Here is a 14,679-nt window from a genome sequence, read left to right as displayed (position 1 = left end):
TTTGATACATGCGTTCCCCTCGATAAAACGGATCATCAAGAAACCGTTCTTTCGTCAGCTCCGGACGGTTCAAGTAGCCCCTCGCGACCCCCGCGCCTGCGATATACAGTTCTCCGGCCACTCCTATGGGCTGGACGGCTTTTTCACTGTCTAAAATATAAAGGCGCGCCCCTGGTACAGGTTTTCCGATCGGAAGCCGCATCCGTTCCCTGTCTTTTTCGTGGTCGTACCGAAAAAATGCGGCATCCACCGTAGCTTCTGTCGGCCCGTAGCCGTGAATGACCGCAGTTTCCGGCAAAGACCGGGCAAACCGGGCAGCTGTCTGGGGAGCGAGCGCTTCACCTCCGGCGAATACGCGTTTCAAGGTTTTCGCAAGGCTTGTCCTTTTCTCCTCTGTTTCCATCTCCACCTGATCTAAAAAGCTGTTGGCCATCGCCGGGATAAAATGCGCCGTTGTCACCCCTTCTTTGACGAAGGCTTCTGTCATCAAAGCGGGATCCTTTTCCCAGCCCGGCGGAAGCAAATACATGGAGGCACCGGGAATCATCCACCAAAACAACTGCCAGATCGAAGCATCAAATGAAAACGATGACTTCAGCACGATGACATCATCTTCAGTTAATGGGAACTGGCGTTGCATCCCGGACAAAAAGGCGGCAGCCTGGCGGTGCTCAACCGCGACGCCCTTCGGTGTCCCGGTAGAACCGGATGTATAGATGACATAGGCGAGTGAGCCGCCATCCGTATGAGCGCAACCCGGTTCGGTCTCCTTTGGTCCCGCTTGAAGCGATGATAGATTGACCTCAAGTGCCTCCCCGGAAAATCCGGAGACGGACAAACCCGGCCCTGTGACGAGAAGCTTGGCGCCGCTGTCAGCAAGCATGTATCTGAGCCGTTCTTCAGGATAGTCCGGATCAAGCGGCACGTAAGCGCCGCCGGCTTTCAAAACAGCCAGCACCGCGATCACCATCTCCGGTGAACGGTCGGCGAGCACGCCGACGACACTTTCTTTGGCCACGCCTTTTTTCCTCAACCGAATAGCGAGTTGATTGGTATACTGATCAAGCTCTCGGTACGTTAAGATACCGCCGGAAAAACGAAGCGCCGGCATGTGCGGCGACAGAGCCGCGCGGCGGGTGAAAAAGCTATGCAGCGTCGGCGCTAAAGGTGCAGCGAGCTCTGTTTGATTGAATTCGTACAGCATCTCTTTAGCAGTTTCTTCGCCAAGCAATCCAATTTGTGCGATTTGTTGATTGGGATCAGCGATGACAGAGCCGATGATATGGGGTAAATACAGTTCGATTTTTTTCATCATGGCTGGATCATACAGTCCGATATCAAAATTTATGCGAATATAAAGCGAGCTTCCCGGAATGATTTTAATGCTGCATCCATAGTTGGTAACTTCCTCCATATCGAAATCGTCGACTGTGAAATCGAACGCATTAGCTTGATTCAGACAGTCAATTTCGCGCTGGGCCGGTATGTTTTCAAATACGACAATATGGTCAAACAGCTCATGTTTGAGCTTGCTTTGCGTCTGAATATCATATAAAGGATAATAACTGTACACTTCCGCTTTCAGTGACTCCTGCTGCAAGTGGCTGACCAATGTCAAAAAGGACTCCGGCCCGCTTTTGACCCGGACGGGAATGGTGTTAATGAAAAGCCCGACCATTTTTTCTACATCCTCAAGATCAGACGGCCTCCCGGAAATAACGGAGCCGAAGACTGCGTCATCACAGCGGTTGATCTTTTGCAGCACGATTCCCCATAATGCTTGAAAAACCGTGTTCAGTGTCGCGCCTGCTTGCAAGGCCAATTTTCGCAGCCCTTCAGTCTGTTCTTTAGATATGGTGAATGCCATCTGCTCAAGCTTTCCTTTTGGGGATGTCGATGTTTTGGGAAGTGATGCGGTTTGGTTGACATCGACAAGCTTTGTTTTCCAAAAGGCTTCAGCTTCTTTTCGATCCTGTCGCATCAGCCATTTAATATACTTGCTGAACGGCTGAACCGGTTCAAAATCAGGAAGCTGCCCTTTTCCTAAAGCCTTGTAAATCGCAAGAAATTCTTTCATCACAATACCAAAGCACCAGCCATCCATTAAAATGTGGTGATGGCTCCAAATACAATGATATTGTTCATGTGCCCTTTTTAAGATAGACACTCTCATAAGAGGGTCTGTTTGCAAATCAAATCCTTTTTTCTTGTCGTCTTGTTTGAATTGATCGACAAATGTTTCTTTAGCCGCCTCGTCCAGATGAGAAATATCAACAAATTGAAGGCGGCTTTGCCGCTCTTTTAACACGACTTGGCGCGGCTTTGCCACATTTTTGTGTATAAACGAAGTGCGGAAAATATCGTAGCGTTCAATCAGCGCGTCTAAACTTTTTTGAAACCGTTCTGTAACGAGCGGGCCGTTTATCGTAAATGATGCCTGTTCAAAGTAGGCTCTAGATTCCTGATCCAACAGCGAATGAAACAGCATGCCCTCCTGCATAAAAGATAAAGGATAGATATCTTGTATTTCCGGTTGCTGCATTATCAGCGACTCTCCTTTTCTATAATTTATTGACGGCTCCCATAATGTCGCTTAGTTCCTCCAATGTTAAATCTTCATCAGTGAAGTCTGTTGCACTTTTTTCATGGGTTTCTTTTTCTGTGCAATGCTTGATGATCGTTTTGAGAAAAAATTGAACATGGTCTGCCAGAACTTGTACTGTTTCTTTTTTATATTGAAGCCGGTTGTAGACAAAGTGCATGACGAGACATTCTGAAGATACGGCGCCGCTGATATCGAGAAGATGAGGCCGCTCCCAATCCGGACTGATCTCATGCCCCGCTTTGACGGGGGAAACGCGAAACCCGCTCGACTTGATATCTTCGTCAAACTGTCCCAAATAGTTAAAGCTGATGTCGGGACACTGGGAATCTTCAGGTTCCCACATGCCGCCGATATATTTCAGCACCCCGTAGCCAACGCCCTTATACGGAATACGGCGCAGCATGTCTTTTGTCCGCTTAATGTGGTAGCTGAAACGCTCATGATCATCTGCGGACTCCGGAAGGCTTGCATCGAGTAAAACAGGATAAATCGAGGTAAACCAGCCGACCGTCCGGCTGATATCGATATCCTCCAAATGCGCTTCTCTTCCATGGCCTTCCAAGCTGATTTTGAATCGATCATTGCCGGTCCATTTGTGAAGCGCAAGACCTAACGCGGCGAGTAATATGTCATTTGTATCTGTCGTATACGGCTTGTTTACGGCCGTTAACAGACGCTCTGTTTCTTGTTTTGTCAGCCGAATGCCTATTGTGTCTGTATCTTGCAGCAGATTCGTAAGGGTTTCGGCATCTTTCGGAAGCGGTTCAACGATCGTTTTTTCCCTTTCAGTCCAATAATCTATTTCCCGTAATAGCTGTCGGCTTGTTGCGTAATCAGTCAGCTGCTTGGCATAGGTTTGATAGGAATCTGTCTTTTCCGGAAGCACGATTTCTTTTCCCGTCAGCGCCTGCTTGTATCCGGCGGTTAAATCTTCGAAGAGGATGCGCCATGATACTCCGTCGATGACAAGGTGATGAATGACAAGCAGCAAATGATCGCCGTCCGATCCGCGAAAAACGCCAGCTGCAACAAGAGGCCCTGTCTGCAGCTGAATCGATTTCTGAATATGTTCCGCGGCCCTTTCAATCAGCACATGCTCTTGAGCTAATGATCCTGCTCCTCTTACATCAAGCAGTTCAAACGAAAACAGCTCCTCTTTGGCAAGCTCTTCGGCTCTGTTGTACTGTGTTAAAGCTCCGTCTTGATATCCGCATACCATCCGCAATGCGTCATGATGGATCACGATATGGGCGAGCGTTTTTTGCAGAGCTGTTTCATCAAATCGCGCGGAGCTGTGCAGCATGACAGATTGATGAAAGTGATCGTGTGACAAAGATTGTGAGAAAAACCAGTGCTGCACAGGCGTCAGCGGCACTTCGCCATTGACGGGCGCTTGATCAATCTCGCGCCGGACTTTCGTTACCTGCTTTGACAGTTCGCCAAGCGTCTGATATTTAAACAGCTCGCGAACCGTTGTTTCATAGCCTCGCTGCTTTAACCTTGCGCATACTTGCAGCGCTTTAATAGAATCTCCGCCAAGGTGAAAGAAATGGGCGTTCACACCGAGCCCCTCCATTCCTAAGAGCTCTTCCCAAATCTCAGCCATCATCTGTTCAATATCGTTTCTTGGGCTTATATCTTCACCTGCGCCTTTATTCGCCGCCGGTTCTGGAAGTGCATTTTCGTCGAGCTTGCCGTTAGCTGTCAGCGGCAGTTCGTCAACCTGTATGATTCGCGCGGGTATCATGTATTCCGGGAGGAGCGCTCTGAGAGATGTACGAATCTCTGTTTCATTGATGCTTTGCTCCGTTACCGCATATCCATAGATCGATTGCTGTCCGTCTTTATCATGTCTTGTTATGACTGCTGCTTCCTTGATTGGAGGCAGTTCTTGCAGGGCGCTTCTGATTTCTCCCAACTCAATCCGATATCCTCTGATCTTCACTTGCGCATCTTTTCTGCCGACATATTCAAGCTCACCGTTTGGCAGCCTTTTGACGATGTCTCCCGTACGATAAAGGCGCTGATCTCCGGCATATGGATTTGTGATGAATCGGGAAGCGGTCAGCTCTTCTCTGTTGATATATCCTCTTGCGACTCCGGCGCCTGCGATATACAGTTCTCCCGGCACACCGACGGGCTGCAGGTTCATATAGGCGTCCGCGACATAGGCTTGTAGGGTTGCCAGAGGTTTTCCGATATTGCTTTTATTTTGTTTCATATCGGTTCGAGTCAGCTTTTTATACGTGGCGTGCACCGTTATTTCGGTAATGCCGTACATATTGATAAGATCCGTTTCTGGATACTTCTCAATCCAGTTCATCAGCATCCCGGGCTGCAGGGCTTCTCCGCCGAAGATGACATAGCGGAGCTGTAAACGGTCCGAATGCCTTAATTCTTCATCGATAAGCCCGTGAAAAGCTGTAGGCGTCTGGTTTAGCACAGTCACGCCTTCTTTTTGTAAAAGCCGCCGGTAGACATGGGGATCGCGGGCAGTTTCTTTCGGGACAATGACAATTTTTCCGCCGTGTAAAAGAGCGCCGAATATTTCCCAAACTGAAAAGTCGAAACAATAGGAATGGAACAGCGTCCAGACGTCCCGGGATCCGAATGAAAAAGGCAGATCGTCATGTTTGATCAGGCTGACCACATTGCGGTGTTCTATGACTACACCTTTCGGCTTTCCTGTTGTTCCCGATGTGTAGATCACATATGCCGGCTGTTCGGCTGATATCGGCTGGCGCCGCCTTTTCGCTGCAGCTTTTTCTGCCTCGTCAATATATAAAACAGGCACTTCAATGGGTTCGTCCCATTGTTGTCCGGATTGGGTAAGCAGCAGTTTGGCCCCGCTGTCATTCAGCATAAAGCGGATCCGTTCAGCTGGATAATCAGGGTCGATCGGCAAATAGGCGCCTCCCGCTTTTAAGATGCCGAGAATCCCAATCAGCATATCGAGTGAACGGTCTGTCATTAAACCGACCACTTGCCCTGAACCGACACCATGTTCATTCAACACAGCAGCTGTCCGTTCAGCCTTTTCATCAAGTTCCCGGTAAGACAGCTGCCGATCATCGATCACGGCGGCTATTTGATCCGGAGCGGCCATTGCCTGTTTTTCAAATAGACTCGCGATGTTCTCTTGTCTCGGGTATTCAGCCGTCTCTCCGGCAGGATTGATCAGCATGTTTTGTTCTGTCGGAGTCAGCATTTGCATGTCGGACAGTTTCATGTCATGGTTGGCCGACATGCTGCCGATTAGCGCTTTAAAATGATCAGACCAGCGCGCGACAGTTGCCTTTTCAAATAAGGCAGTACTGTACTCAAAATGACAGCTGATCGTTCCGTCATCTTGTTCTTCGGCATGCAAAGTCAAATCAAACTTTGACGAGTGATGCGGCAGTTTATGTGATAAAAGCGTCAGTTCCGGTAATTCCATCTTGAAATCATCGCTGTTTTCAAGCACCAGCATAGCGTCAAAAAGCGGGTTGCGGTTCACTTCTCGTGGGGCGTCAAGGTGTTGGACGAGCTCCTCAAACGGATAATATTGGTTGTCAACAGCCTCAAGTGTCAGTGTTTTGATCTCTTTCAAATATGTGCGGACTGTTTTATTCCCTTCAGGCTTGCTTCGCATCGCCATTGTATTCACGAACATCCCGATCACGCCATCAAGTTCTGCGCGTTCACGGCCATGTGCCGGCGAACCGATGACAATATCCTCTTGACCGCTCAGTTTAGAAAGAAAGATTGAGAAGCCAGCCAGCAACACCATATATAACGTTGAACCGGTCTCGTCCATTAACTGGCGCAGCTTTGCCCCTGTTTCCCTGTCAATATGCGTGGTCAAAGTGTCTCCGCTAAAATCGGGAAGAAGCGGGCGTTTTTGATCAAGCGGCAAATCCAGCACCGGCAACGTCCCCTTCAGCACTTCCAGCCAGTACTGTTTTTGGCTGCCGAATGCCCCAGCTGAAAACTGTTCATTTTGCCATACCGCGAAATCCTTATATTGCAGTGTCAATGGAGGCAGCTCTTTCCCGCTGTAAATGTCCGTGAATTCACGAATAAACGTACTCATTGACATTCCGTCAGCAATGAGATGATGCATATCAAGCAGGAAGAAATGCCGGTCTTTGTTCAACGCGGCTAAGCAGACTCTGATCAGCGGAGCTCTTTCAAGATCAAACGGCTGAACGAACGATTCCAACACTTCATTGAGCGATTCCTCCGATTGGATGTGCAACTCTGCCCATTTCACTTCGGCAGATGATACGATTTTTTGCATCGGCTCCCCGTCCTGTAAAACAAACGAAGTGCGCAGCGCCTCATGTCTGTCGATTAATGTTGCAAAAGTTTCTTTCAAGCGCTTTCGGTTCAGTGTTCCGCAGAGTTCCAAGCAAGCGGGCATGTTGTAGCTTGTACTGTCTTTTGCCAGCTGATGCAGGGCATAGAGCCTTTTTTGCGCGAAAGACAAAGGATACATATTTTTTTCCGGCGCCGGTTTTATCTCCGGACGGGTCTCACTTTTGACCCGTTCTATTGCAGGAGCCATGCTGGCAATCGTCGGATAGGAAAAGACTTCGCGAATCGGGAGCTGAACATTAAGCCGCTGATAGATTTTTGAGACAAGCGCCGCCGCTTTAAGAGATTGACCGCCCAATTGGAAGAAATCATCGTGTATGCTAATCTGCTCCCGCTTCAACACGTCTTGCCAAATCGACATAAGCTCTGTTTCCAGCAAAGTGCGGGGCGCTTTCGGCATGACGTCTGTCCTGCCTGAATGTGCCGGTTCCGGGAGACCGGAGCGATCCAGCTTTCCGCTCGTTGTAAGCGGCATTTTGGGCAGTATTGTAAAGCTGTCAGGCATCATATAGGCTGGCAATTTCCCGGCAATGGCTCTATGCAGGTCCAAGCGCTCTGTTTCCTTTTGCAACACAACATAAGCCACAAGCTCCTGTTCTCCATCTGCTGTGGTACGTACGAGTGCCGCCGCGTCTTTTACCCCGGAAATGCCGCGAAGCGAGGATTCAATTTCTCCTAGTTCTATTCTGAATCCTCTGATTTTCACTTGGTGATCCAAGCGTCCAAAGTATTCGATCGTTCCATCCGGCAAAAAGCGCGCCTTATCCCCTGTCCTGTACAGCCGTTCTCCTTCATGAAAGGGATGGGCGGTAAAGGCTTGATCTGTCAATTCCTTTTGTTGAAAGTACCCTTCAGCCAGGCCTTTTCCTGAAATGCATAATTCACCGACAGCGCCGATCGGCTGAAGGAGGTTCCCGTGCATAATATAGATAGATGTATTATCAACCGGACGGCCGATTGTCAATCGCTCCCTTTTTTGAAGATCCCGAAGCACCGTCGTCGACACGCTGTTTTCTGTCGGTCCGTATTCGTTTATCAGTTCGGCGTTGCTGCAAATGCTGCGGCTTAAGGTGATTAAATCAGGTGTCACAGCTTCTCCGGCCAAAGTAACAACCCGGACTGATTTCACATCTTCTTTTGTCAAGGTTTCCAATAGAACGCGGTACAGCGAAGGAACTAAGAGCATATGGCTGACGCCGTGTTGGGCGATAAGCTGTTTCATAGCCACGACATCTTTTGCATCATCTTCATCGGTCAGCAAGACACAGGCACCTGACAAGAGCGGTGTGAACAGACCTGTTATTGACCCGTCAAACACATATGAAAAGAGATGGAGCGCGATATCGCGGTCTGTCATGCTGTATTCTTCCCGTCTCCATTGCAATGTATTGGAAATGCTTCCGTGGCTGACGAGCACACCTTTCGGCTGCCCCGTTGTCCCTGATGTATAAATGATGTAGGCCCAATTTTCGCTGTCTGACTGTGCTGAAAGAGGATCTGTTGGTTGAACAGCGGTTTCTTCAATTGTGACAATCTTCCCTTTGTAATCCACAGGGACGAATGGGAGCAGTTCTTGCTGCGTAACGAGCCATTTGGCTTGACTGTCACGTAGCAGAAACGAGAGCCGCTCGGGCGGATGATCCGGATCAAGCGGCAAAAACGCGCTGCCGGCTTTCCAGATGCCGAGAAGAGCTGCGACCATCTCCTTTGAGCGGCGCAGCATGACAGCTGTCACTTGATTTGGACCAGCTCCTTCTTTCCTTAGCGCGCGAGCGATTTGATTGACTCGCTCATCTAATTCACGGTAGCTCCAGCTTGTTTCATTGAATCTGAGCGCCTCTTGTGCCGGTGTTTTGGCGGCTTGCTTTTCAAACAGCTCATAAACTGTTTGATCCGGATAAGTTCGCTGTTTGCCGTGAAAGGAATGAATCAGGTTTTTTTCAGCAAGTGGCACGGGATCAATGCTTGTGATCAATCGATCGGGATCTGACAGTATAGATTTGATCACCTCATTTACATGCCCTTGAAGCCGAAGTATGTCGGTTTGATCATAGACCTCGGCGTTATAGCTGAATTTTATGTAAAAGGTCTCACCGGGAACAATGACAATATTCAAGTCGTAATTGGTTTCCTCTGACGTGGAAAAATGATCAAGATGAAGAGCGTTTTCCTCCGATTCTTCCCAGCCGTTAACCTCTTTCTGCATTTGGACGGGATAATTTTCAAATACAAGGATATGATTGATCAGACCTTTGTTTAAGCCGCTTTCATTTTGTATCTCATAGAGCGGATAATAGCCGTGATCTTCACAAGCCAGGATGTCTTTTTGCACCTGTTTGGCGAGTGAAGAAAATGACATACCCGCAAAAGAGCGAATCCGGACAGGCACCGTGTTAATGAACAGTCCGGCCATTGATTCGATCCCGTCAATGGCGGAAGGCCTCCCTGAAACAACTGCGCCGAATACAGCGTCATCCGTCGCGTTGTAGCGGTGCAGAAGCAAGCCCCATATACTTGTAAACAACGTGTTTAACGTCACGCCCAATCGCCTTGCTAAATCGGAAAGTTTTTCAACCGTTTCCGGCTTGAGTGAGAATTGAAGGTGTCTCGGTGTATAAACGCCTTCTGTTGGTTTGCTTTTTGAACCGGGGACAGAGACAGGCTCCCCGTATCCTTCCAGATAATCGGACCAGAAGGCAGCTGTTTTTGTTCTATTCTGACCGCGAAGCCAAGTCATGTATGTGCTATAAGGCGCCGGCTTCCCAAGGCGGAAAGGCCGGCCGTTTCTTAGAGCGTAGTACATGTGGAAAAAATCTTGCAGCACAATACCTAAGCTCCAGCCATCCATCATAATGTGGTGGTGGGTCCAGACGCATGTATGCCGTTTTTCTCCTGTTTGATACAAGGTCAGCCGCATTAATGGACCTTTTTGCAGGTCGAACCGTTGAAGCCGATCTGCTTGTTTGCGGCTATTTATCAACGTATTCTGTTGTTCAGCCGTTAAGGCAGAAATATCCTCCGTCTGAACAGCTACTTTTCGGTGTGACAGAACGACTTGCTGCGGCCCGTCCAGATCAGGCACCTCTTTTATATAAATCGTTCTGAAAATGTCGTAACGTTCAATCAATAGATCCAAACTCTTCTGAAATGAATCCAGACACAAATCACCGCTGATGGTGAAGGAAATTTGTTCAATATAGGCGTTTGAATCAGGGTGAAGCAGTGAATGAAACAGCATTCCTTCCTGCATATACGACAATGGATAAATATCTTGAATCTCAGTCTCTTGCGCCATGAATGCCACACACCTTTCCGGCGAAATTAAAGTTCTTTTACGAGATTGGCAATACTTTCGAATGAAGCAGAAGTCAATTGTTTATTGCTGAAATCGCTCAATGTTTTTTCTCGTTTTTTCTTGGCGGAACAATGCTCAATCACCTCACAAAGGCGGTCATGGAAGCCATCCATAAATGTTTCAATTGTACGCCTTGAAAAGACGTCGGTATAGACAGTTTGAATATCAAGCCGCTGATTGACGACCATGGCATTAATGTCCAAATCAAATTCTCTCGGCCGCTCTTCTGCAATGTTGTGGCGCGGCTGATAAGGAGACATCCGCATCATTCCTTCGAGACCGTCGAACTGTCCGAGATAGTTAAAGCAGATTTCAGGTTCACGGTGCTGAATACGTTGGGACGATTGCAAAAGCCAGTATCCCGTTCCTTGGTTCGGCACGCGTCTCATCATGTCTTTCACGTTTTTTATACGGCAAGCGGTTTTTTCGCTTGAATTGTCCGGCACGCTCATATTCAGAAGGACCGGATATATCGAGGTGAACCATCCTACAGTTCTGGAAATATCGATGTCCGGAACATGCCCTTCCCTGCCATGTCCCTCGACACTGACAAGAAATTGCTCACGTTTCGTCCAATCGGCAAGCGCCATTCCCAAGGCCGCCAGCATCAGTTCATTCACCTCTGTGCCGTATGCCTGTTTTGTCTGAAACAGCAGCTGGTTTGTCTGTTTCACGCTTAACGTGCGAGAAGCGGTGAGTGCCGTTTTTTGCAGCCTTTCCGCATTCCTGTGACCGTCATTTGGCAATGCGGCCGTTTCAAAAGAGATCGCATGCTCCCAATATGCCGCTTCCTCAAGCAGTTCGTTGCTTGTTGACAATGGATGCAGCCTGTTTGCATATGTTACGTAAGAATCGCTTTTCTGCGGCAATTTGATTTTTCTGTCTGCTAAAGCTTGCTGATAAGCAGTTTGTAAATCCTCAAGCAAAATTCTCCATGACACACCATCCACAATCAGATGATGAATTGCGAACAGCAGATGGTCTGCATCCCGCAGTCTGAACAATCCAATGTGACAAAGGAGTCCTTCGTCCAAACGCATAGCCCGCTGTATTCGTTTTTCCTCCGCCTCTATGCGTTCGGTAATCTGCGTCTCATCGGCGAGGTCTATGGTCTTAAAGCTGAATCCATCCTCATCCGTTTGACTGATTCCGCGGTTATATTGAAGGATGCGTCCGTTATCATCTTTTTTAAACATCATCCGCAGTGCGTCATGATGCTTGATTAAAGCGGATACGGCCCGGCGCAGTGCAGTCTCGTCCAATCTTTTTTCACTTGTGAGCATGACTGCTTGATTGTAATGATGTTCAAAGGCGCCAGGATAGGCAAAAAACCTTTGCTGGACAGGTGTTAGACTGGCATTCCCTTCAACAGGCCCCTGATCGGCAATTGATACGGTCGGAGTCAGGTGACTCGCCAGTTCTTCAATGGTTGGAAATTGAAATAAATCCCGAATCGTCATATCCCATCCTTCAGCGGCAAGACGAGCCGACACTTGCAGCGCTTTTATGGAGTCTCCCCCCAGCTGAAAGAAAGAGTCGGTGATGCCGGCTTGCCGTACATGGAGCACATCCTCCCAAATCCGGCATAGCAATGCTTGTTTTTCATTTTGCGGGGCATGGTAAGTTTCCAGGCGCTGAACATGTGCAGCAGGCAAAGCGTCTTTATTCAATTTTCCGTTAAATGTAAGCGGCATTTTCTCTAAACCGACAAAATGAGCTGGAATCATGTAAGCCGGAAGCCTTTTTGCCAAATCTAAACGCAGATTGATGATGTCTGCTTCTTTAGGAACGACGTATGCCACCAAATAGGTTTTCCCTTCCATATCTTTTTGAATGGCGACTGCCGCTTCTTTGACAGGCTCGTTCTTCAAAAGCGCATTTTCTATTTCTTCGAGCTCAATTCTGTAGCCCTTTATTTTGACTTGTTGATCAAGACGCCCATAAAGGCGAAGGGCGCCGTCAGGAAGCCAGCAGGCCTGATCTCCGGTTTGATACAGCGGCCGACCTTGCGCTAAAGGATCGCTGAATTTGGCTTTTGTCAATTCAGCTTTTCGCCAATAGCCTTTGGCCACGCCTTCTCCCCCAATAAAAAGTTCTCCCGGGACGCCGATGGGCTGAACTTGTTTGTTCTTGTTAAGAACATACATTTGTACATTTGGGAGCGGAATGCCGATCGGTACAAAATCGCGATAAGGCTCTTTACTCATCGTGATTTCATAATAGCTTGAATCAATGGTCGCCTCTGTTACACCGTAGCTGTTGATGATCCGCATCTCTTTTCCGAATCGTTCATTTAATGTGTGAAAATCTTGTGCACTGACAATATCTGAGCCCAGAATCAGCACCTTTAGGCTCGGTAATCGATATTTCCGCCGGTAAACATATTCCATAAAGGGAACAATGAGAGTTGGCGTTGATTCCATTAATGTGATCTGCTGTTGATTCATCAGCTTACATAACAGTTCGGGCTCAATTCGGACATCATCCGGGCAGATCACAAGCGTTCCCCCGTTTAAGAATGCCCGGGCTATGTCACCTGAAAAGACATCAAACGAGAAACTGGCCATTTGCAGCACTCTCGCTGGTGTGCGGTCAAGCTCATAGATGCTTCGCCAAGCAAGCGCTGCATGTGTGAAATTGCGATGTCTGACTTCAACTCCTTTTGGCGCTCCTGTTGTTCCTGAAGTATAGATGACATAGGCAGTATCTTTTGGAGTTGCTGTTGAAACCATATTTTCCGCGTGCAGGCCATTATGTTCATACTCAAGATGGATGCAAGGCATAACGCCATCTGTCAAAAGTGAAGCGATATCTATATATTCAGCCTGGGCCAGCAGCGCAGATGCTTCACTGTCTTTTAATAAAAATCGAATTCTTTCTTCTGGATAATGGGAATCTATCGGGATATACGCTCCTCCCGCTTTCAGCACGGCCAAAACACCTATGATGGCTTCAATCGAACGATTAGCCAAAATCGCAACTCGTTTTCCAGGACCGATTCCGGCTGTTTGAAGCGTCCGCGCCAGTCGATTGGCGCGACCATTCAACTGGTGATAGCTGATCTGTTTCGAGCCCTCAATGACTGCAATTTGCTGAGGATTATTCGCTGTTGTTTCTTCAAACAGTTCGTGAAACACTCCTGTTCGTTCTGGAAGTTGAAGGTGTTTGTGATTAAATTCAACAAGAATTTGGTGTTGATCTTCATCGTTCAGAAGATTGAAGCGCGCAAGATCTGTCTCGGGCTGATGGGCGATATGGCGCAACAGTACAAGCAAATGTTTCATCCAGCGCTCGATGGTTGTTTTTAAGAAAAGATCGGTGCTGAATTCCATGTCGAGACGGATATTTCCGTTAGATTCGCAAGCGGTCAATGTAAGGTCAAAAATAGATACTTGATGGGCAAATGTTTGAACGCGATTGACTTGAAGGCCGGCTAATTGCATATCGTGCTGTTCCATGTTTTGCAAAATAAACATGGCGTCAAACAACGGATTGCGGCTCATATCACGGACGACATCGAGCCGGTCGACAAGCTCTTCAAACGGATAATCCTGATGTTCGAACGCCTCAAGCGCCGTTTCGCGGACCTCTTTTAAGAAATCGCTGAAACATTTGTTTTCGGCCGGCTGCGTTCGGATCGCCAATGTGTTGACAAACATGCCGATGACAGGTTCTAAGTCTTTGTGCGGACGCCCGGCGATCGGCGAACCGATGATGATACCCTCCTGTCCGCTGAGACGGGCAAGAAGCGTGCTGTACGCGGCGAGAAGAACCATATACAGGGTGCAGCCGTTGTCGCGGGCAATTTTGTAAAGGCCGGCTGTTGTTTCCGCATCAAGCGTGCGGGACACTGTATCACCCGCAAAGCTTCGCACCGCCGGGCGGGCGTTGTCGGCGGGAAGCTCCAGCACCGGCAGCTCTCCGTCAAGCTGCTTCAGCCAATAGGCTTCCTGTCTTTTGTACGCCTCCCCTTGTTTGAATGTCTGTTGCCAGACGGCGTAGTCTTTATATTGAATCCGCAGCGGGTGAAGCGTCCGGCTGGCGTACAGCTCGCTGAATTCGCGGATTAAAGTGCCGACAGACACCCCGTCGGAAATGATGTGATGCATGTCCACCAACAACAGGTGGCTCTCCTCCGCCTCCTGCACAAGAGCGGCGCGGAAAAGCGGCGCTTCTTGAAGCCGGAACGGACGGACAAAGTCTTCAGTCGCCGCCAATTCCATCAGCTGAAACGGGACATCGTCATGGATGCGCTGGACAGGCTCGCCGTCTGCCCCGGTTTCAAACGACGTCCTGAGCGATTCGTGGCGGCGGATCAGCTGCCTGAAAACCTCATCAAGCCGGGCGCGGTCGAGCGGTCCTG

General features: G+C 48.6%; 3 protein-coding genes. All 3 read right to left on the bottom strand.

Annotated features, from left to right (window positions below; all coding sequences use genetic code 11):
* The coding region (locus MST20_RS21050) for a non-ribosomal peptide synthetase (RefSeq protein WP_243944607.1) at positions 1 to 2,545 on the bottom strand (2,545 nt) is incomplete at its 3' end.
* Between the two features lie 16 nt (positions 2,546 to 2,561).
* Positions 2,562 to 10,256 carry a non-ribosomal peptide synthetase gene (locus tag MST20_RS21045; protein ID WP_243944605.1) on the bottom strand — a complete coding sequence of 2,565 codons (7,695 nt, stop codon included), beginning with the start codon at positions 10,254 to 10,256 and terminating at the stop codon, positions 2,562 to 2,564.
* A gap of 26 nt (positions 10,257 to 10,282) precedes the next feature.
* Positions 10,283 to 14,679: amino acid adenylation domain-containing protein (locus tag MST20_RS21040; protein ID WP_243944603.1), on the bottom strand; the 4,397-nt coding region annotated here is incomplete at its 5' end.

Source organism: Bacillus sp. B19-2, assembly GCF_022832475.1.
GTDB classification, from domain to species: Bacteria; Bacillota; Bacilli; order Bacillales; family Bacillaceae; genus Bacillus; species Bacillus paralicheniformis.
This window is presented reverse-complemented; position numbering and strand designations above follow the sequence as displayed.